Raw genomic sequence first — 18,780 nt, 5'->3', positions numbered from 1 at the left:
TAAACCCGCTCACCGCACGGATCAGCCGCCGAGAACCATCATCCGCTCGGGATGCGGCAGCGGCACGAAACCGACTTTCTCGTAGACGCCGTGAGCGTCGGCGGTCGCGAGCATGGTCCGATTCAGTCCCCACGGCCGAACCGTGGCCGCGATCGTCTCGGCCAGCAGCGTGCCGACACCCTCACCGCGCGCGGAAGGCGTGACGAACACGTCGCAGACCCACGCGAACGTCGCGGCATCCGTGACGACGCGCGCGCAGCCGACCAGCATGCCGTCGGCATCCAACGCCCCGAAGTTCAGCGACGCCCGGGCGGCTCGCTCGACGAGCTCACGGCTGCGCCCGAGCGCCCAATACGCCTCCTCCGAGAGCCAGCGGTGGACGATGTCCAGATCGATTTCGTCCAGCTCTGTCGTCACGCGCAACGTGGTCATCCGGCCAGTGTATGGGCGCTGCAGAGGCGACCGTGACCGAGCGCCTATGTCACGATCGTCCAGCCGAACCGCCCCCGGAAGTCATCGAAGCACGCCGGGCAGACCCACGTCCGGTTGTCGTCCGCCGTGACCCATGCCTCCGAGAAATCGGCGTGGCTGGTCTCATCGTCAGAGATCTCCGCCCAGCAGAACTCGCAGTGGTCATGGTCCCAACCGGGTCGGTACGGCACCCACCGCGCGAGGCGCAGGGGCCGGCCGACGAGAGACGCCTCCTGTCCCGTCAGCCGCCAGTCCTCGCCCACGCGATCACCCTACGTCTCGCGGCATCCGCCGTCGGCCCCATCGAGTACCGTCGAACGGTGACTTCCGCGACCGACCCGACCGATTCGTACACCGTGGCCACCGACGGCGCCTGCAAGGGCAACCCGGGACCGACCGGCTGGGCGTGGGTCGGGGAGGACGGGCATTGGGCGGCCGGTGCGATCCCGGTGGGGACCAACAACATTGGTGAGCTCATGGGCCTGCTGAAGGCCATCGAGGACCACGCCGACATCGCACACCTGATCGTGCAGGCCGACTCGAAGTACGCGATCGACACGTACTCCTCCTGGATGGACGGACACCGTCGGCGCGGCTGGAAGACCTCGACCGGAGCACCCACCAAGAACCGCGACCTCCTCGAGCAGCTGATCGAGGTGCGCGACGCCCGGCGAGCGGCGGGCCTGCCCGACGTCGTGCTCGAGCACGTCCGCGGCCACCAGGGGCACGTGCTCAACGAGTGGGCCGACGAACGTGCCGTCCGCGGTGCCGAGCATGCGGCGAAGGGCACCGCGAGTGCCTGGTCGTCGCTGGGCGGCCTGCACCCGCAGCTCGACGTGTCTGCGGCGCCGAAGAAGAAGCGCTAGTCCTCGGTCGTCCCCTCGAACAGGCCGATGTGGTTGCCGTCGGGGTCGACGATCACCGCCCACCAGCTCTTCGCGGTGATCGGCTCCTTCCCCATGGCGACGGTCCCTCCCGCCGCCTTCGCCGTCGCGATGGTGTCGTCGATCGAATCGACCTCGACGTATGAACGCGGCTGGGTGAACCCGTCGCTGCGCGGCGCGAGTCCGCCACCGCTGATGCCGTTGGGGGCCGACCACATCGGGTAGCCCTCGAAGCCCGGCGGCTCCGCGATCTGCCAGCCGAACAGCTCGGAATAGAACGCCGCGGCCTGCGCCAGATCCGCGACCGGGATGTCGATGTGCGTGATGTCGCCGTGTGCCATGAGTGCCCCTTCCATCGCGCACAGTCTTCGCCGCCTGTGGCGCGGGCGCAAGAGGTCGCCGCACCGGCGCATGTGGCCGCTCGCGTTCCGCACCGCCGCGGTTCACAACTCCGGAAATGCGGGGCTCCAGGGTGACCTCACCGTCCCGACACGTTTGCGGCACCGCGAAACTCCGGAGTTATGAACACCGGTCAGCCGAGAAGCCCCTCGAGGGCGTCGAGCGCCGACCGCTGACCGGCCACCACGCGCCGACGGGCGTCGGAGAGCGGCATCCACTCGACACGATCGACCTCCGGAAAGCACTGGCGACGCCCCGACCGGGGTGGCCACTCCATCTCGAACTCACCGAAAACGAGCGCGGCGCGGTCGGCATCGGAGGTCAGGAATCCGGTACCGTCGCCGCAGAACACCGTGACGGTCTTCGCCCCCGAGGAGTACGCGAACGTGCCGAGCTCTACGTACGGCACATCGGGAGGGGCGACACCGAGCTCTTCGCGGAACTCGCGCGCCGCGGCATCCCACGCCGACTCCTGCGACGGGTCGAACTCTCCCTTCGGGATCGACCACGCCCCCTCGTCCCTGCGCGCCCAGAACGGACCGCCCATATGTGCGACGAGCGCCGACACCGCGCCGTCCGGTTCTCTCCGGTACAGCAGGATGCCGGCGCTCATCGTGGCCATGCGCGTCAGCCGCCGTGTCTCACCGTGAGACGGCTCAGAGCGGGCGCGAAGCGGGCGAGACCTTGTAGGTCTCCTCGGGGTCGGTGACCGCGGCGGGCGCGAGGGCCTCATCGATCGCCGACATCACCTCGGCGTCGAGCACGACACCGGACGCCTTGACGGAGTCCTCGAGCTGCTCGGGACGCGAGGCACCGACGAGTGCGGCCGACACGTTCGGGTTCTGCAGCACCCACGCGATCGCCAGCTGCGGCATGGTGAGGCCCGCCTGCTCGGCGATCGGCTTGAGCTTCTGCACGGCGGCGAGCGTGTCGTCGGTGAGGAAGCGCTTGATGAAGTTCGCCCCGCTCTTCTCGTCGGTCGCGCGCGAGCCGGCGGGAACGGGCTGTCCAGGCAGGTACTTGCCGCTCAGCACGCCCTGCGCCATCGGCGACCAGACGATCTGCGAGATGCCGAGCTCCTCCGAGGTCGGCACGACCTTGCCCTCGATGACGCGCCAGAGCGCCGAGTACTGCGGCTGGTTGCTCACGAGCTGGAAGTTCAGCTCCTTCGCGAGCGCGGCGCCCTCGCGCAGCTGCTCGGCCGTCCACTCGCTCACGCCGATGTAGAGCGCCTTGCCCTGGCGGACGATGTCGGCGAACGCCTGCATCGTCTCTTCGAGCGGGGTCTCGTAGTCGAAGCGGTGCGCCTGGTACAGGTCGACGTAGTCGACGTTCAGACGGCGCAGCGACCCGTGGATGCCGTCGAAGAGGTGCTTGCGCGACAGCCCCTGGTCGTTCGGTCCCTTCTTGCCGATCGGCCAGTAGACCTTCGTGAAGACCTCGTAATCGGTGCGTTCGAGGCCCTTCAGGGCGTCGGCCAGCACGACCTCGGCGGCCGTGTTGGCGTAGGCATCGGCCGTGTCGAACGAGGTGATACCGAGATCGAGTGCCTTGTGAACGGTGGCAATGGCGGCCTCATTCTCCACCTGGGAGGCGTGGGTCACCCAGTTGCCGTAGGTGATCTCCGAGACCTTGAAGCCGCTGTTGCCGAGATAGCGATAGTTGACCATTGGTCCACGCTACTGCCGCCGCCTATGGGCGGGGTCAGGCTTGACAGGGTGGTGCGGCCCCGGCATCCACCCCCGCGTGCACCGAACTGCAAGGGATGCCGAGCGACACGCCGCCGCTGGCCACCCCACACCGGCGGGTCGGGCAGCCGGCCTTGCAGTTCGGGTGCCGCGCGAGGTGCCGCGCGCGGCCCGCCGGGTCAGTCGACGGGAACGGATGCCGCGACGGCGCGGTCTTCCTCGGTGGCGACGAGCTGGCCGCAGGCCCCGTCGATCTCCTTGCCGCGGGTGTCGCGGAGGGTGGTCGGGATGCCGGCCTCGTTGAGGCGGCGCACGAACTCGCGCTGCACATCCTTTTCGGACGCCGTCCACACCGATCCGGGCGTGGGGTTCAGCGGAATCGGGTTCACGTGCACCCAGCCGCGGCCGCGCTCGTTGAGCTTGGTGGCGAGCAGGTCGGCGCGCCACGCGTGGTCGTTCATGTCCTTGATGAGCGCGTACTCGATCGAGACCCGGCGACCCGTCTTCTCGAAGTAGCCGCGCGCGGCATCCAACGCCTCATCGACCTTCCAGCGCGAGTTGATCGGGATCATCTCGTCGCGAAGCTGATCGTCGGGAGCGTGGAGAGACAGCGCGAACGTCACCGGGATGTCCTCGGCGGCGAGCTTGTTGATCGCCGGTACGAGGCCCACGGTCGACACCGTGACGCCGCGCGCGCTCATCCCGAGCCCGTGATCCTTGTCGACCATCGTGCGGACGGCCTGCATCACCCGGTTGTAGTTGGCGAGCGGCTCCCCCATGCCCATGAACACGATGTTCGTGACGCGCTCGTCGACGTGCTCGGCGGGGCCCAGCTCACCGGCGCGGATCGCCGCGTTGGCACGGACGACCTGCTCGATGATCTCCGCAGCCGACATGTTGCGGGTGAGCCCCGCCTGACCGGTCGCGCAGAAGGGGCAGTTCATACCGCAGCCGGCCTGGCTCGACACGCACAGCGTGATGCGGCCGGGGTAACGCATGAGCACCGACTCGACGAGGGCGCCGTCGTGCAGCTTCCAGAGGAACTTGATCGTGTCGCCGCGGTCGGTCTCGAGCCGTCGCACCTCGGTGAGCAGATGCGGCAGCAGCCCCGTGACGAACTCCTCCCGACCGGATGCCGGGAGGTCGGTCATCGCGGCGGCATCCGACGTGTAGTGCTGGAAGTAGTGCTTCTCGACCTGCTTCGCCCGGAACCCCGGCAACCCCAGCTCCTTGACCTTCTCGACGCGCTCCTCGGGCGTCAGGTCGGCCAGGTGCACCGGCGGCATCCCCCGCTTGGGCGCGGCGAACTGCAGCAGCGGTTTGCCGTCGGCGTCGAGCCGCTGGGTCCAGCCCTCCGCGCGCGGGCGCACCTGACGGGGACGGGTGGTGCGCACGGGGCGGGGCTCGGTCATGACTCCAGGGTACCGAGGCCGCCTGGATGCGCGGCGGGTTCTCGCACGGGCGCGGGCATGCGGCTCACCCCCGAGGGAGAGAACTCGCCCTCACGACTTCTAGACTTCTCGGCATGAGCACCCCGACGCCGCGGCATCCGCTCGGCGCACCCCTGCGACGCACGCCGTCCCGGTGCACAAGGTGCTCAACAACAACGTCGTCATCGCCATCGACGAGTCGGGGCGCGAGCGCGTGCTGATGGGACGGGGCCTCGCGTTCGGGCTGAAGCCCGATGATGTACTCGACCCGGCCAAGGTCGAGAAGACGTTCATCCTCGACAACGGCGCCGACGGCGAGCGCGAACGACGACTGCTGGCGGACGTGCCGTATCCGATCATCGAGGCGGCGACCCGGGCGGTCGACGAGGCGGAGCGCCGCCTCGGGCGCGATCTCGGGCGGCGCTTCACGATCGCCGTCATCGACCACGTCGCCTACGTGATCGAGCGGCTCGACAAAGGCATGCGGATCACGACGGCATCCATGCCCGAACTGCGCGTGCTCCACCCGCAGGAGTTTGCGACCGCCGAGCACATGGCCACCTCCATCGCCACGAGCCTCGACCGGGAGCTGCCCGCCGAAGAGGCCGTCTTCCTCACGACGCACCTGCTCAACGCCACGCGCGACGAGCCGAACGGCACGGCCGCGCTGCTGTTTCGCCGGGTGCAGCACGTCGTGGAGGTCGTCGAGCAGTCCCTCGGTGTGCGCCTCGACGTCGAGGGTCCCGACTACGCCCGCTTCATCCTGCATGTGCAGTTCCTGCTGCAGCGTCTCGTGAGTCGCACGATGCTGGCCAGCGGCGACACCTCCTTCTTCGAGTTCGCCAAGCACAGCTACCCCCGCTCCTACGAGATCGCCGAGCATGTGAAGGCGTACGTGCGCGGCGCGACCGGGTCGGATCTCACCGATGAGGAGCTGCTGTACCTCATCGTCCACGTCGAGCGTTTGAAGAGCCCCGATGGCGGATTACGCAAAGACCGCGGCCGGCGTCCTCGCCGGCGTCGGCGGCGAAGACAACGTCACTTCACTCGTGCACTGCGCGACGCGCCTGCGCTTCGTCCTCAAGGACGAGAGCAAGGCGGATGCCGGGGCCGTCAAGGCGGTTCCGGGCGTCATCACGGTCGCCCAGGCCGGCGGCCAGTACCAGGTGGTCATCGGCAACGACGTGCCCGAGGTGTTCGCGGAGATCGGCAAGATCTCCCGCGTCGGCGGTGGTCAGGACAGCGCCGCGGCGGAAGGCCCGAAGGGCAACCTCTTCAACCGCTTCATCTCGATGATCTCGTCGATCTTCACCCCGGCGCTGTGGACCCTCGCGGGCACCGGCCTGCTGAAGGCGTTCCTGCCGGCCGCCGCCACCTTCGGCTGGATCGACGCCGCGTCCTCGACCTACATGGTGCTCAACGCGCTCTCCGACGCGTTCATCAACTTCCTGCCGATGGTGCTCGCGATCACGGCTGCCCGGTACTTCAAGGCCAACGAGTGGACCTCGCTCGCCATCGCCGGCGCCCTGGTCTACCCGACGATCGTCGCACTCAACGGCGCCCCCGACCTCACGTTCTTCGGCATCCCGTTCACGATGGTCAGCTACGTCTCCAGCGTCATCCCGATCATCATCATCGTGTGGTTGCAGAGCCACGCCGAGAAGTTCCTCTACGCGAAGCTGCCGTCGGCGATCCGCCGGTTCGTCACTCCGATGATCGTCGTACTGATCGCCGTCCCGCTCGTGCTCGTCGTCATCGGCCCGATCTCCGACCTCCTCTCGCGCGGTCTCGGCGGGGCCATCGGCTGGGTGTGGCAGGTCGCCCCCTGGGCCGGCGGCGCCATCATGGGCGGCCTGTGGCAGGTGTTCGTCATCTTCGGGCTGCACTGGGGCTTCGTGCCGCTGTTCCAGGTCGAGCTGCAGACGACGGGTCACATCCTCCTGCTCGGCCCTCTCTTCGCCGCCGTTCTCGCTCAGGCCGGTGCCGTCGCCGGTGTGTGGGTGCGCGCCAAGAACAAGAACCTCAAGTCGCTCGCGGCTCCCGCGACCCTGTCCGGCTTCCTCGCCGGCATCACCGAGCCCGCGATCTACGGCATCAACCTGCCCCTCAAGCGCCCGTTCGCCTTCGGCGTCGTCGGCGGTGCCCTCGGCGGCGCGATCATCGCGCTCGGAGGCGTCTTCTCGCAGGCCTTCGTCGTTCCTTCCGGCCTCGCCATCACCGCTCTGCTCGGCAACGGCAACATGGTGATGCTCGGCCTCGGCCTGCTCGTCGCAATCGTGCTCCCGTTCCTGCTCGTCGTGATCGTCGGCTTCAAGGAGCCCGCCGATGACGCCGTCGCGACGGCCGCCCCCACCCCGGTCGCCGCGAACGACGTCACGGTGCTCGCTCCCGTCGACGGCACCGTCATCCCGCTGACCGAGGTGGCCGATGCGGCCTTCGCCGATGGCGCTCTCGGTCAGGGCGTCGCGATCCAGCCGCGCTCCGGTGCCGTCTACGCACCGTTCGCCGGCACCGTCGTCGCCGCCTTCCCGACCGGTCACGCGTTCGGCCTGCGCCACGCCGACGGCACCGAAGTGCTGATCCACATCGGCCTGGACACCGTCAAGCTCGGCGGCGCCCACTTCTCCGTGAAGGTGACCACCGGACAGCAGGTGGCCGCGGGCGACATGCTCGTCGAGTTCGACGGCGACGCCATCGAGAAGGCCGGCTACGACCTGACCACGCCTGTCATTGTGACCAACCCCGACCTGTACCCCGCCATCGCGGATGCCGCGACCGGCCCGATCGCCCACGGTGAGCCCCTGTTCACCGCCGTGTCGGTCGACTCGGTCGCCGCCACGAAGTGACAGCGGACCCGCAAGGAGAATCATCATGAGCACCACCGCATCCCCCTTCCCCGAGGGCTTCCTCTGGGGAGGCGCCACCGCCGCCAACCAGCTGGAGGGCGCATACAACGAGGGCGGCAAGGGGCTGTCGGTCCAGGACGTCATGCCCCGCGGCATCGTCGGCCCGCGCACCGCCGCCCCCACCGAGGACAACCTGAAGCTCGTCGGCATCGACCACTACCACCGCTACGCCGAGGACATCGCGCTGTTCGCGGAGATGGGCTTCACGACCTACCGGTTCTCGATCGCGTGGAGCCGCATCTTCCCGAACGGCGACGAGACCGAGCCCAACGAGGAGGGCCTGGCGTTCTACGACCGCCTTCTCGACGAGCTCGACAAGCACGGCATCGAGCCGCTCGTGACGATCTCGCACTACGAGACGCCGCTGCACCTCGCCGAGACGTACGACGGATGGACGGATCGCCGCCTCACCGGCTTCTACGAGCGCTACGCTCGCACGCTCTTCGAGCGCTTCGGCTCCCGCGTGAGGTACTGGCTGACGTTCAACGAGATCAACTCGCTGCTGCACGCTCCGTTCATGTCGGGGGGCATCAACACACCGAAGAGCGAGCTCAGCGAGCAGACGCTCTACCAGGCGATGCACCACGAGCTGGTCGCCTCGGCGCGTGCCACCCGCATCGCGCGGGAGGTCGCACCGAACGCCCGGATCGGCTGCATGGTCCTGTCGATGCCCGTCTACCCGCTGACCCCGTCGCCCGCCGACGCACTGGCGGTCATGGACTTCGACCACTCGAACCTGGTCTACGGCGACGTGCACACGCGCGGTGCCTATCCGGGCTACTTCCTGCGGACTCTTCGCGAGAAGGGCATCGAGCTCGAGATCACCGACCAGGATCGTGAAGACCTGCAGAACACGGTCGACTTCGTCTCGTTCAGCTACTACATGTCGGTCGCCGCCACCGCCGACCCCGCCAAGAAAGTCGCCGGCGAGGGCAACATCATGGGGGGCGTGCCGAACCCGACGCTCGAAGCGAGCGAGTGGGGCTGGCAGATCGACCCTGTGGGGCTGCGCATCGTGCTCAACCAGTTCTGGGACCGGTGGCAGAAGCCGCTGTTCATCGTGGAGAACGGTCTGGGCGCCAAGGACGAGCTCGTCGAGATCGACGGAGTGAAGACGGTCGTCGATGACTACCGCATCGCGTACCTGAACGACCACCTCGTGCAGGTCGGAGAGGCGATCGCCGACGGCGTGAACGTGCTGGGCTACACCTCCTGGGGATGCATCGACCTGGTCTCGGCATCCACCGCCCAGCTCAGCAAGCGATACGGCTTCATCTACGTCGACCGCAACGACGACGGGTCGGGCACCCTCGATCGCTACAAGAAGAAGTCCTTCCACTGGTACGCCGACGTGATCCGCACCAACGGCGGAGCCTTGACCGTATGACCCGCCCCTCCTCCGCGACGGTCGGCTCCGCCCGGACACGTGCGATCTTCCTGGACGTCGACGGGACGATCATGCACGGCGGCCGCCACATCCCGCCCACCGCGGTGGAGGCGATCCGCGCCGCCCGTGCTCGGGGACACCTGGTGTTCCTGAGCACGGGGCGCGGCACGGCCGAACTGCACGACGAGCTCATGGACATCGGCTTCGACGGCGCCGTGACCAACGGCGGCGCGTTCGCCAGCCTCGGCGGGCGGATCGTGTCCGCCACCCTGTTCACCCCCGACGAGGTCGCGCGCTTGCAGCGCTATCTGGTCGACAACGACCTGCACGGATACTTCCAGTCGTACGACCAGCTGTTCGGCTCGGCGGAGCTGTCCGCACTCTTCGCCGAGAGGTTCGGGGCCGCCGGCCTTCCCGGCAAGGTCTTCCGCGAGCCGCACGAGATCGATCCGACGCTCCTCGCGAAGCTCGTGTTCGTAACAGACGACGAGGATGCCGCGGCGCGCGCGCTGACCGAGCTGGCGGATGACTTCGAGGTCGTCGGGGGCACCATTCCGGTCGCGTTCGCGGCCTCGGGCGAGATCGCTCCCCGCGGCGTGCACAAGGGAGCCGCGATCCGCTCACTGCTCGCCGAGCTCGACCTCGACGCACGCGATGCGATCGGCATCGGAGACAACTGGAACGACGTCGAGATGTTCGCCGCGGTCGGCACCGCCGTCGCGATGGGCAATGCGGTCGACGGCGTGAAAGCGCTCGCCGATCAGGTCACCGCCGCGATCGACGAGGACGGCCTTTCCCTCGCGTTCTTCCGTAACGGCCTGGTCTGACCCGAGGCGCCGGACGCAGCGCGGTGATCGTCAGCGCAGCGACGCCGCCAGCGCCGCGATATGCGCCGGAGTCGTGCGGCAGCAACCGCCGACGAGTCGGGCCCCGGCCGCGATCCACGCGCTCGCCAGCGCGGTCGGCACACCCCCCTCGCCCACCCAGGTGCGGGCCTCGGCATCCCAGCGCTCACCGGAGTTCGGATAGGCGATGCCGGCAACGCCCGATGGCACAGCCGCGAGGGCGGGTGCCACCGCCTCGGGCGGGCAGCAGTTGACGCCCACGGCGACGACACCGGCGACCTCGGCCGCGTCGGCGAGCGCGGCGGCGAGATCCGCACCCACGAAGCCACTGCTGGCTGCGGAGAGGCTGATCCACACCGGCAGATCGGGGCGACCGAGACGGTCGAGCTCGGCGGCGAGCGCCTGCACCTCGAGTCGGCTCGGAATCGTCTCGATGGCGAGGGCGTCGGCCCCGGCATCGGCCAGCACCTCCAGCCGGCGGCGGTGGAAGGTGCGCAGCGTCTCGACGTCGACGTCGGACGCGCCGGTGTACTCGCTGCCGTCGGCACGGACGGCCCCGAATGGGCCCACGGATGCCGCGACGAACGCATCGCCCGCGCCCTTCGCGAGCGCGACGCTGCGGCGCAGCAGGTCGTCGACCTCGTCGTCGTCCATGCCGATGCCGTACGCGAGCTGATACGAGGACGTGACGAGCACGTCCGCGCCGGCATCCACGAACTCGACGTGGGCGGCACGGACCTCTTCGGGGTCGTCGCGCAGCAGCCGCGCCGACCACAGGCGACCGCTCAGGTCATTGCCGCGCGACTCGAGCAGCGTGCCCAGACCGCCGTCGAGCACGAGGGGACGGTCGCGGAGTGCGGAGCGCAGGTCTACGGAGGGAGCCATCGCTGCCACCGTAGCCGCTCTGGGCGAGAGGCGTGGGCGAGGAGGGGGCGCACCGCGCCCCTAGACTGACGCCATGGTGCCCTGGGAGAACCTGCTCGCGTTCACGCTGACGGCGCTGGTGCTGATTCTCATCCCCGGCCCGGCGGTGCTGTTCTCGGTCGGTCGCACCCTCGCGCTCGGGCGCACCGGCGGGCTGCTGAGCGTCGCCGGAGTGAGCCTCGCGCTCATCCCGATCGTCGCCCTCGTCGCGGTCGGGGTCGGCGCGCTCGTGGCGCAGTCGATCGTGCTGTTCACGATCCTCAAGGTCGTCGGCTCGCTGTACCTCGTCGCCCTCGGCATCCAAGCGATCCGCCACCGCAAGAGCGCGGCAGCGGCGCCCGATCTGACCGGGCTGCCGCGCGGGCACGCCCGTCAGCTCTGGCAGGGCTTCGTCGTGGGTGTCACGAATCCGAAGACGCTCGCCTTCTTCGTCGCGGTGCTGCCGCAGTTCGTCGATCTGAAGGCCGGCGCGGTGCCGCTGCAGCTCCTCGAGCTCGGCCTGGTGTTCGCACTGCTCGCGGTCGTATCCGATTCGATGTGGGTGCTCGCCGCCGCCGCGGCACGAACGTGGTTCGCGCGCTCGCCGACGCGCATCGAGCGGCTGACCGCGACCGGGGGCGGAATGATGATCGGGCTCGGCGGCATCCTGCTCGTCACCGGGCCGAAGCACTGAGGTTCGGCCCGGCGGCGGACGCGACACCGGACGTTCAGGCGCACCGGGGAGAATGGATGCCGTGAGCTCCTCGTCGATATCCCCGTCCCGCCGCCGCATCATCTTCATCGACATCGACGGGACGATCCTCGAACACGGGGCCCAGATGTCGGCCTCGACGCCGGTCGCCATCGCCGCCGCACGCGCGAATGGTCACCTGGTGTACCTGTGCACGGGTCGCGCCGCCGGCGACATCAACCCGAAGGTTCGCGCCATCCCCGTCGACGGCGCCATCACCAACGGCGGCGCCTTCGCCGTGCGGGGCGACGAGCAGATCGTCGCGCACCTCATGCCGCGCCCCCTCGTCGACCGGATGATCGCCTATTTCGAGGAGCACGGGGCGCACTACTTCCTGCAGACCGACGGCACCGTCTACGTCAGCCCCGGCGTGCTCGAGCACGCCCGCCGCTTCGTGCGGACCCATGCCCCGGTCGACGAACGCGCGGCGGCCGCCGCTTCGGAGGACGTCGCCCTCCTCAACCACTACCGGCCGCTCGACGAAGTCGACCTCGATGCCGTGGTCAAGGCCACCTTCCTCAGCACGGCCAGCGACACGCTCACCCGCGCCGCCGACGAGCTGGGGCCGCAGTTCCACGTGATCCCCGGTTCCATCCCGCTGCCCGGCGGCTCGAACGGCGAGATCTGCCAGCAGGGCGTCAATAAGGGCGCGGCGATCACCGAGGTGCTCGCGGTACTCGGGATGGATGCCGCCGACGCCATCGGCATCGGCGACAGCTGGAACGACGTCGAGATGTTCCATGTCGTCGGCACCTCGGTCGCGATGGGCGGTGCCGATCCCGAACTGCAGGCGATGACCGACATGGTCACCACCGGTGTGCTGGAGGACGGCGTCAGCAACGCCCTGACGCGCCTCGGCCTCATCTGAGACCGCGTCTCGACGCGCAGCGACGCGTCGAACCGAAGGACTCAGAGGAAGATGTCGGGGAACAGCTCGTGGTCGGGCGTCCCCGGCGTCGCGGCATACTTCGCGAAGTCGGTGACGCCCGCGTCGCGCAGCACCTGCTCCACGATGAGCGTCTGGCCCGTGTACTCCCGCGCCGGACGGGTGAGCACTTCGTACGCCGCGTCGGCGTAGACCTCGGGGGTGCGGCTGACCTTCATCATCCGGTCGCCGCCGAGGGCGAACTGCACGGCGGCCGTGGCGATCGTCGTCTCCGGCCACAGGGTGTTGGCCGCGATGCCGTCCTTCGCGAACTCCGCCGCCATCCCCAGCGTCGCCATCGTCATCCCGTACTTGGCGAGGGTATAGCCGGTGTGGGCACCCAGCCAGCGCGGCGTGATGTTCAGGGGCGGCGATAGCGACAGGATGTGCGGGTTCTCGGCATCCTTCAGGATCGGTACGGCCGCACGGCTGAGCATGAACGTGCCGCGGACGTTGACGTCCTGCATGAGGTCGTACTTCTTCGCGGCGAGCTCGAGCGAGCCCGACAGATCGATCACCGAGGCGTTGTTCACGACGATGTCGATGCCCCCGAACTCGCCGTGGGTCTTCATCACCGCCGCGGTGATGTCGTCGTCGTTGCGCACGTCGCCGACGATCGGCAGTGCTCGCCCACCAGCCGCCTCGATCTCGGCCGCGGCGCTGTGCACGGTGCCCTCGAGCTTGGGGTGCGGAGTGTCGGTCTTGGCCATGAGGGCGATGTTGGCGCCATCGCGCGCAGCCCGCAGTGCGATGGCGAGGCCGATGCCACGGCTGCCGCCGGACATGAGGATGGTCTTTCCGGCGAGGGTCATGCGCGTTCCTTGTCAGAGGTCGGAGAGGTGGATGCCGCGGCGAACGCGGCGACACGGGCCTTCGCCTGCGGGGTGTCGAAGCTGGCGCCGATCGTACGGGCTTCGTCGTCGAGGTTGTCGGCGAAGGCGCGCCGCGCGCCGGCGCGCACGAGGCGCTTGGCCTGCCCGAACGCGGCCGTCGCGCCGCCCAGCCAGAACCGGGCGAGCTCCGCGGCGCGAGCCCCCGGATCGTCGGCGATCTCGGTGATGAGACCCCACTCCAGCGCCGTGGGGGCATCGATCGTGACGTCGTCGAGCAGCATCCGCAGCGCACGCGTCTGCCCGATGGCCGCGGGAAGAAGCGTCGAGACGCCGAGGTCGGGGGTCAGCCCGATGTTGGCGTACTTGCTCACGAACCGCGCACGCGGTCCGGCGACGACGTAGTCGGCGGTGAGCATCAGGCCGAGTCCCCCACCGGCGACGGCGCCCTGCACCGCCGCGACGATCGGAATGTCGGACGCGACGAAGGTACGGATGCCGTCGTGGATGATGTGGGCCATGGCCGTGATGTCTTCGCCGCCCGAGCCGGAGGACGCCATCTCGACGACGTCGCCGCCGGCGCAGAAGGCGGGGCCCGCGGCATCCAGCACGATCGCGCCGACCGCCGGATCGGCGGTGATCTCGTGGGCGAGGTCGCGCCAGAGCGCGCCCATCTCGAAACCCATGGCGTTCAGCGACGCGGGGCGGTTGAAGGTGAGCCGCGCGAGCGCGCCGTCACGGGTGTGGATGATCGAGGCGGTCACTTCGGCGCCATCCGGATGGCACCGTCGAGACGGATCGTCTCACCGTTGAGATAGCCGTTGCGGACGATCTCGGCCACCAGACTCGCGTACTCGTCCGGCCTGCCGAGCCGGGCCGGGTAGGGCACCTGCTGCCCGAGGCTCTCCTGCGCGGCTTCGGGGAGACCGGCGAGCATCGGCGTCTCCATGATCCCGGGGGCGATCGTGACCACGCGGATGCCGTAGCGCGCCATCTCACGGGCGATCGGCAGCGTCATCGCGTGCACACCGCCTTTGCTCGCGGAGTAGGCAGGTTGGCCGATCTGACCGTCGAACGCCGCGACCGACGCGGTGTTCACGATGACGCCGCGGTCGCCGCCGTCGGCGGGCTCCGTCTTCGCGATGGCGGCGGAGGCCTGCGCGATGACGTTGTACGTGCCGATGAGGTTGACGCGGATGATGCGTTCGAAGTGGGCGAGGTCGCTCGGCGACCCGTCGCGCTCGAGCACCTTGGCGGGCGGCGCGATGCCGGCGCAGTTGACCACGACCCGCAGCGGTCCCTGCGCCGCGGCGGCCTCGACGGCGGCGGCGATCTGGGCCGGGTCGGTGACGTCGGCCGCCGCGAAGGTGCCGCCGAGTTGCGCAGCGCGGTCAGCGCCGGCCGAGGAGGCGAGATCGACGATCACGACGTGGGCGCCCGCATCGGCGAGCCGTCGTGCGGTGGCGAGGCCGAGGCCGCTGGCCCCGCCGGTGACGAGCGCGGATGCGCCGGCGATGTCCATGGATTCTCCTTCGAAGTCCGGGCCGGTCCCGCCGCTCAGCGACGGATCATGCTACTGAGTGCCAGCATACGCGGTACTACGTCTCACCATGCCATCTCAACGTGGGCGGAGGATCTCGCCCAGTCGCGACAGCAGGTCGTCGGGACGTGCGAGCCGCACCCGCGCGTAAGGAACGGCGACCACGTGATCGACGAGACGCGCCGCCAGCGTGGCATCCCGCCGCCGATATCCCGAGAGGTAGTGCGCCGTCGCGCGCCACTCCAGGACCGCGCCGTCGTCGGTCGTGACCCGGACGGGAAAGGTCGGTGTCTCGGCGATATCCCCCGACGAGCCGCCGAAGATGCCCTCGATCAGTGGAACGAGGGTGTCGCCGAGAGCGGGCTGGAGGCCGTCGGGACGCAGACGAACGTGGCGAGCCGCGGCATCACCGAGAGCCACAGCCGGCCCATCGGTGTCCTCGAGTGCGGTGAGCGCGCCGACACGGCGGGCGACGGAGGTGGGCACGCTTCATCTCACCACGGACACACTCGCGTGCGCGAGAGGCAGGATGGGTGCCGTGAGCATCCCCGGCGACGACATCGAGGTTCCCCCGTCCGTGCGCCGGCTCGCGGGAGGCGCCCTCCTCACGCCGGTCTGGCGCAACGCGATCGGCGGAGTCACCTTCTGCACCGACGACGGTCGCTACATCAAGTACGGACCGCGGAACGCGGAGACGACGATGGCCGGCGAAGTGGCGCGGCTGGCCTGGGCGGGCGCGTACACACCGGTGCCGCAGGTGCTGGTCCACGGCGCCGACGACCGGCACGAGTGGATGGTGACCCGGGCGATCCCGGCGCGATCCGCCGTCGACCCGCGGTGGGTCGGCGAGCCGGCGACCGCGGTGGCCGCCGTCGGCGCGGGGTTGCGGGCCCTGCACGACGCCCTCCCGGTCGCGGACTGTCCGTTCGACTGGTCGGTGCCGGCGCGCGTCGCCGCAGCCCGCCGCCGCGGCGTCCGCCTGCCCCTCGCGCTCACCGAGGGCCCCGTCGTCGACCGGCTCGTCGTGTGCCACGGCGACGCCTGCTGCCCGAACACGCTCATCGGGGGCGACGGACGCTGGAGCGGACACGTCGACCTCGGGGCGCTCGGCGTCGCCGACCGGTGGGCCGACATCGCGGTCGCCGCCATGAGCACCGAATGGAACTACGGGCCGGGCTGGGAGCACGCCCTGCTCGACGGCTACGGCATCGACGCGGATGCCGAGCGCATGAGCTTCTACCGCGACCTCTGGAACGCGACGTAATCCTCCGTGTTCCCGCCGGCACGGGACCGCCCCCGCACGCGAGATCGGGGTCGCATACGGCCGTCATTCCTCGCGAGAGGCGACCGTATGCGACCCCGATCCGGGTGTCGCGCGGAGGCGAGATCAGTTCACGTCGGCGTCGACCCAGTCCATCGACTTCGTGACGGCCTTCTTCCAGAGGCGCAGCTGGCGCTCACGCTCGGCGACATCGTCGTTCGGCGTCCAGCGCTTGTCCTCCTGCCAGTTCGCCCGCAGCTCGTCGAGGTCGTTCCAGAAGCCGACCGCGAGTCCCGCCGCATACGCCGCGCCGAGCGCCGTCGTCTCGGCGACGACGGGGCGGACGACCGGCACACCGAGGATGTCGGCCTGGAACTGCATGAGCGTGTCGTTGGCGATCATGCCGCCGTCGACCTTCAGCTCCGTGAGGTCGACGCCCGAGTCCGCGTTGACGGCATCCAGCACCTCGCGTGTCTGGAAGGCCGTGGCCTCCAGCGCGGCACGGGCGATGTGGTTGCGATTCGCGAAGCGGGTGAGACCGACGATCGCGCCGCGGGCGTCAGGACGCCAGTACGGCGCGAACAGGCCAGAGAAGGCGGGCACGAAGTACACGCCGCCGTTGTCCTCGACCTTGGCGGCCAGCTCCTCCACCTCGGGGGCGGAGGAGATGATGCCCAGCTGGTCGCGCAGCCACTGGATGAGCGACCCGGTGACGGCGATCGACCCTTCCAGCGCGTAGTGCGCCGGTCCGTCGCCCAGCTTGTAGCCGACGGTCGTGAGCAGGCCGTTCTCGCTCTTCACGATCTCGGTCCCCGTCTGGAAGATGAGGAAGTTGCCCGTGCCGTACGTGTTCTTGCTCTCGCCGGCATCGAACGCCGCCTGGCCGAAGGTCGCCGCCTGCTGGTCGCCGAGGATACCGGCCACCGGGGTCTCGCGCAGCAGCGAGGTGTCGCGCGCCTCGCCGTAGACCTCGCTGGAGGAGCGGATCTCGGGCATCATCGAGCGCGGCACACCGAAGTCGGCGAGGATGTCGTCGCGCCACTCGAGCGTCTTCAGATCCATGAAGAGCGTGCGCGAGGCGTTCGTGACGTCGGTCGCGTGTACGCCGCCGTCGGGTCCGCCGGTGAGGTTCCAGAGCACCCACGTGTCGGTCGTGCCGAAGATCAGGTCACCGGCTTCGGCCTTCTCGCGCGCCCCCTCAACGTTCTCGAGGATCCAGACGATCTTCGTGCCCGAGAAGTACGTGGCCAGCGGCAGGCCCACGATGTCCTTGTAGCGCTCGACTCCCGCGTCGCCCGCGAGCCGGTCGACGATGGGCTGGGTGCGCGTGTCCTGCCAGACGATCGCGTTGTACACCGGGATGCCGGTGTTCTTGTCCCACACGACGGCGGTCTCACGCTGGTTCGTGATGCCGACCGCGGCGATGTCGTGCCGTGACAGGTTCGCACGGCCGAGCGCGATGCCGATGACCTCGCGCATGTTGTCGCGGATCTCGATCGGGTCGTGCTCGACCCAGCCGGCGCGCGGCATGATCTGCTCGTGCTCCTTCTGGCCGACGGAGATGATCGAGCCCTTCTTGTCGAAGACGATCGCGCGGCTGGAGGTGGTGCCCTGGTCGAGGGCGATGATGTAGTCACTCATGAGTGGACGTCCTTGTCTAGGTGTCTGTGTTGAGGATCGGGAACGGATCAGATGTGCGCGAGGTGCAGCAGCGCCGGGGCGGCGAGCGCGGCGATCGTGCCACCGAGCAGCGGGCCGACGACGGGGACCCACGCGTACGACCAGTCGCTGGAACCCTTGCCCTTGATCGGCAGGATCGCGTGCGCGATGCGGGGACCGAGGTCACGGGCGGGGTTGATGGCGTAGCCGGTCGGGCCACCGAGCGAGGCGCCGATGCCGACCACGAGGAGGGCGACGGGGACGGCGGTGAGCGGGCCGAGGGCGCCCGGCGTGCCGATCTGGACGTCACCGTAGTCGGCGAACGCGAAGATGACGAACACGAGCACGAAGGTGCCGATGACCTCGGTGACCAGGTTCCAGCCGTAGGAGCGGATGGCGGGTCCGGTGGAGAAGACGCCCAGCTTGGTGGCCGCGTCCGGCTCTTCGTCGAAGTGCTGCTTGTAGGCGAGCCAGCAGAGCACGGCACCGATGAACGCACCGACCAGCTGCGCGGCGATGGCCACGAAGAACTGTGCGACGCCGATCTTCCCGGCGATCAGCAGCGCGATCGACACCGCGGGGTTCAGCTGCGCACCGGAGTACGACGAGACCAGCACCCCCGCGAACACCGCCAGACCCCAACCCCAGTTGATCATCAGCGTGCCGCCGCCGAAGCCCTTCGACTTGGCGAGAATGACGTTGGCGACGACGCCACCGCCGAGCAGGAGCAGCATCGCCGTCCCGACGAGCTCTGAGACGAAGTAGAGCCCGAGATTGATGTCTTGCATGTCAGCATTGACCTTTCTGCAGAGGTTCCCCCGGCGACGCCGCCGGGCGGGAAGAATGACCTGAAGGGGATGCCGGCGTCAGGCCGCGCCGGATTCTAGAAGCGGCTCCTCCT

General features: G+C 69.3%; 20 protein-coding genes and 1 pseudogene. 8 read left to right on the top strand and 13 right to left on the bottom strand.

Going from position 1 to position 18,780, the window contains the following annotated elements; genetic code table 11:
• Positions 1-21 precede the first annotated feature (21 nt).
• Complete coding sequence (locus HMPREF1529_RS06090) at positions 22-432, bottom strand: GNAT family N-acetyltransferase (protein WP_016464134.1); 411 nt, start codon at positions 430-432, stop codon at positions 22-24.
• A gap of 44 nt (positions 433-476) precedes the next feature.
• Positions 477-734: a hypothetical protein gene (locus HMPREF1529_RS06085; protein WP_016464133.1), complete on the bottom strand. Its 258-nt coding sequence runs from the start codon at positions 732-734 to the stop codon at positions 477-479.
• A 57-nt stretch (positions 735-791) separates the two neighbouring features.
• On the opposite strand from HMPREF1529_RS06085, the gene HMPREF1529_RS06080 reads away from it, so the two are divergent.
• Entirely contained in the window at positions 792-1,337 is a 546-nt protein-coding gene (locus HMPREF1529_RS06080; protein WP_016464132.1) for a ribonuclease H family protein, read from the top strand.
• Here HMPREF1529_RS06080 and HMPREF1529_RS06075 read toward each other — a convergent pair.
• From HMPREF1529_RS06075 to rlmN, 4 genes are all read right to left on the bottom strand, one after another.
• The gene (locus HMPREF1529_RS06075; RefSeq protein ID WP_016464131.1) at positions 1,334-1,696 is read right to left on the bottom strand and encodes a VOC family protein; all 363 of its coding nucleotides are present in this window, start codon (positions 1,694-1,696) and stop codon (positions 1,334-1,336) included. The two genes, HMPREF1529_RS06080 and HMPREF1529_RS06075, sit on opposite strands and share 4 nt — an antisense overlap.
• Positions 1,697-1,887: 191 nt before the next feature.
• A complete protein-coding gene (locus HMPREF1529_RS06070) occupies positions 1,888-2,376 on the bottom strand; it encodes an NUDIX domain-containing protein (protein WP_016464130.1) in 489 nt (162 codons plus the stop codon).
• A 34-nt stretch (positions 2,377-2,410) separates the two neighbouring features.
• Positions 2,411-3,424 (bottom strand): aldo/keto reductase family protein, encoded by a 1,014-nt coding sequence (locus HMPREF1529_RS06065; protein ID WP_016464129.1) that lies wholly within the window; start codon positions 3,422-3,424, stop codon positions 2,411-2,413.
• 197 nt (positions 3,425-3,621) lie between these two features.
• The gene (rlmN, locus tag HMPREF1529_RS06060) at positions 3,622-4,854 is read right to left on the bottom strand and encodes a 23S rRNA (adenine(2503)-C(2))-methyltransferase RlmN (protein WP_016464128.1); all 1,233 of its coding nucleotides are present in this window, start codon (positions 4,852-4,854) and stop codon (positions 3,622-3,624) included.
• A 172-nt stretch (positions 4,855-5,026) separates the two neighbouring features.
• Here rlmN and HMPREF1529_RS15590 point away from each other — a divergent pair.
• The 4 genes and pseudogenes from HMPREF1529_RS15590 to HMPREF1529_RS06040 all read left to right on the top strand — a co-directional run.
• A pseudogene (locus HMPREF1529_RS15590) lies at positions 5,027-5,776 on the top strand (PRD domain-containing protein); the annotation flags it as partial.
• Between the two features lie 73 nt (positions 5,777-5,849).
• A complete protein-coding gene (locus HMPREF1529_RS06050; RefSeq protein WP_016464126.1) occupies positions 5,850-7,718 on the top strand; it encodes a beta-glucoside-specific PTS transporter subunit IIABC in 1,869 nt (622 codons plus the stop codon).
• A 25-nt stretch (positions 7,719-7,743) separates the two neighbouring features.
• The gene (locus HMPREF1529_RS06045) at positions 7,744-9,165 is read left to right on the top strand and encodes a glycoside hydrolase family 1 protein (protein WP_016464125.1); all 1,422 of its coding nucleotides are present in this window, start codon (positions 7,744-7,746) and stop codon (positions 9,163-9,165) included.
• The gene (locus HMPREF1529_RS06040; protein WP_016464124.1) at positions 9,162-9,992 is read left to right on the top strand and encodes a Cof-type HAD-IIB family hydrolase; all 831 of its coding nucleotides are present in this window, start codon (positions 9,162-9,164) and stop codon (positions 9,990-9,992) included. Before HMPREF1529_RS06045 ends, HMPREF1529_RS06040 begins: the two co-directional genes overlap by 4 nt.
• Before the next feature lie 30 nt (positions 9,993-10,022).
• Here HMPREF1529_RS06040 and mmuM read toward each other — a convergent pair whose 3' ends face one another.
• Positions 10,023-10,895 carry a homocysteine S-methyltransferase gene (gene mmuM / locus HMPREF1529_RS06035; RefSeq protein ID WP_016464123.1) on the bottom strand — a complete coding sequence of 291 codons (873 nt, stop codon included), beginning with the start codon at positions 10,893-10,895 and terminating at the stop codon, positions 10,023-10,025.
• A gap of 73 nt (positions 10,896-10,968) precedes the next feature.
• Between mmuM and HMPREF1529_RS06030 the strand changes: the two genes are divergently transcribed.
• Together HMPREF1529_RS06030 and HMPREF1529_RS06025 are read left to right on the top strand one after the other, a co-directional pair.
• Complete coding sequence (locus tag HMPREF1529_RS06030) at positions 10,969-11,607, top strand: LysE family translocator (protein WP_016464122.1); 639 nt, start codon at positions 10,969-10,971, stop codon at positions 11,605-11,607.
• 61 nt (positions 11,608-11,668) lie between these two features.
• Positions 11,669-12,532, top strand: coding sequence for a Cof-type HAD-IIB family hydrolase (locus HMPREF1529_RS06025; RefSeq protein WP_016464121.1), 864 nt, complete (start codon positions 11,669-11,671; stop codon positions 12,530-12,532).
• A 41-nt stretch (positions 12,533-12,573) separates the two neighbouring features.
• On the opposite strand, the gene HMPREF1529_RS06020 is transcribed toward HMPREF1529_RS06025, so the two are convergent.
• The 4 genes from HMPREF1529_RS06020 to HMPREF1529_RS06005 form a co-directional block, all read right to left on the bottom strand.
• Positions 12,574-13,401: an SDR family oxidoreductase gene (locus HMPREF1529_RS06020; protein WP_016464120.1), complete on the bottom strand. Its 828-nt coding sequence runs from the start codon at positions 13,399-13,401 to the stop codon at positions 12,574-12,576.
• Positions 13,398-14,183 carry an enoyl-CoA hydratase/isomerase family protein gene (locus HMPREF1529_RS06015; RefSeq protein ID WP_016464119.1) on the bottom strand — a complete coding sequence of 262 codons (786 nt, stop codon included), beginning with the start codon at positions 14,181-14,183 and terminating at the stop codon, positions 13,398-13,400. Before HMPREF1529_RS06015 ends, HMPREF1529_RS06020 begins: the two co-directional genes overlap by 4 nt.
• Positions 14,180-14,941, bottom strand: coding sequence for an SDR family NAD(P)-dependent oxidoreductase (locus HMPREF1529_RS06010; RefSeq protein ID WP_016464118.1), 762 nt, complete (start codon positions 14,939-14,941; stop codon positions 14,180-14,182). The genes HMPREF1529_RS06015 and HMPREF1529_RS06010 overlap by 4 nt, the downstream gene beginning before the upstream one ends.
• Before the next feature lie 96 nt (positions 14,942-15,037).
• Positions 15,038-15,445 carry a hypothetical protein gene (locus HMPREF1529_RS06005; protein WP_016464117.1) on the bottom strand — a complete coding sequence of 136 codons (408 nt, stop codon included), beginning with the start codon at positions 15,443-15,445 and terminating at the stop codon, positions 15,038-15,040.
• 52 nt (positions 15,446-15,497) lie between these two features.
• Between HMPREF1529_RS06005 and HMPREF1529_RS06000 the strand changes: the two genes are divergently transcribed.
• Positions 15,498-16,223, top strand: coding sequence for an aminoglycoside 3'-phosphotransferase (locus HMPREF1529_RS06000; RefSeq protein WP_016464116.1), 726 nt, complete (start codon positions 15,498-15,500; stop codon positions 16,221-16,223).
• A 123-nt stretch (positions 16,224-16,346) separates the two neighbouring features.
• On the opposite strand, the gene glpK is transcribed toward HMPREF1529_RS06000, so the two are convergent.
• Together glpK and HMPREF1529_RS05990 are read right to left on the bottom strand one after the other, a co-directional pair.
• Positions 16,347-17,861 (bottom strand): glycerol kinase GlpK, encoded by a 1,515-nt coding sequence (gene glpK, locus HMPREF1529_RS05995; protein ID WP_016464115.1) that lies wholly within the window; start codon positions 17,859-17,861, stop codon positions 16,347-16,349.
• A 47-nt stretch (positions 17,862-17,908) separates the two neighbouring features.
• A complete protein-coding gene (locus tag HMPREF1529_RS05990) occupies positions 17,909-18,667 on the bottom strand; it encodes an MIP/aquaporin family protein (RefSeq protein WP_016464114.1) in 759 nt (252 codons plus the stop codon).
• Positions 18,668-18,780 lie beyond the last annotated feature (113 nt).

It is taken from the genome of Microbacterium sp. oral taxon 186 str. F0373 (assembly GCF_000411455.1).
Classification (GTDB): domain Bacteria; phylum Actinomycetota; class Actinomycetes; order Actinomycetales; family Microbacteriaceae; genus Microbacterium.
The sequence above is the reverse complement of the archived record's forward strand: the minus strand, read 5'-3'. Positions and strand labels throughout refer to the sequence as shown.

What these genes read in the sequence shown, in the direction of transcription:
- HMPREF1529_RS06010 (WP_016464118.1), bottom strand. Translation starts at nt 14,941, where the DNA reads ATGGACATCGCCGGCGCATCCGCGCTCGTCACCGGCGGGGCCAGCGGC.
- rlmN (WP_016464128.1), bottom strand. Translation starts at nt 4,854, where the DNA reads ATGACCGAGCCCCGCCCCGTGCGCACCACCCGTCCCCGTCAGGTGCGC.
- HMPREF1529_RS06075 (WP_016464131.1), bottom strand. Translation starts at nt 1,696, where the DNA reads ATGGCACACGGCGACATCACGCACATCGACATCCCGGTCGCGGATCTG.
- HMPREF1529_RS06030 (WP_016464122.1), top strand. Translation starts at nt 10,969, where the DNA reads ATGGTGCCCTGGGAGAACCTGCTCGCGTTCACGCTGACGGCGCTGGTG.
- HMPREF1529_RS05990 (WP_016464114.1), bottom strand. Translation starts at nt 18,667, where the DNA reads ATGCAAGACATCAATCTCGGGCTCTACTTCGTCTCAGAGCTCGTCGGG.
- mmuM (WP_016464123.1), bottom strand. Translation starts at nt 10,895, where the DNA reads ATGGCTCCCTCCGTAGACCTGCGCTCCGCACTCCGCGACCGTCCCCTC.
- HMPREF1529_RS06050 (WP_016464126.1), top strand. Translation starts at nt 5,850, where the DNA reads ATGGCGGATTACGCAAAGACCGCGGCCGGCGTCCTCGCCGGCGTCGGC.
- HMPREF1529_RS06045 (WP_016464125.1), top strand. Translation starts at nt 7,744, where the DNA reads ATGAGCACCACCGCATCCCCCTTCCCCGAGGGCTTCCTCTGGGGAGGC.
- HMPREF1529_RS06065 (WP_016464129.1), bottom strand. Translation starts at nt 3,424, where the DNA reads ATGGTCAACTATCGCTATCTCGGCAACAGCGGCTTCAAGGTCTCGGAG.
- glpK (WP_016464115.1), bottom strand. Translation starts at nt 17,861, where the DNA reads ATGAGTGACTACATCATCGCCCTCGACCAGGGCACCACCTCCAGCCGC.
- HMPREF1529_RS06040 (WP_016464124.1), top strand. Translation starts at nt 9,162, where the DNA reads ATGACCCGCCCCTCCTCCGCGACGGTCGGCTCCGCCCGGACACGTGCG.
- HMPREF1529_RS06090 (WP_016464134.1), bottom strand. Translation starts at nt 432, where the DNA reads ATGACCACGTTGCGCGTGACGACAGAGCTGGACGAAATCGATCTGGAC.
- HMPREF1529_RS06020 (WP_016464120.1), bottom strand. Translation starts at nt 13,401, where the DNA reads ATGACCCTCGCCGGAAAGACCATCCTCATGTCCGGCGGCAGCCGTGGC.
- HMPREF1529_RS06070 (WP_016464130.1), bottom strand. Translation starts at nt 2,376, where the DNA reads ATGGCCACGATGAGCGCCGGCATCCTGCTGTACCGGAGAGAACCGGAC.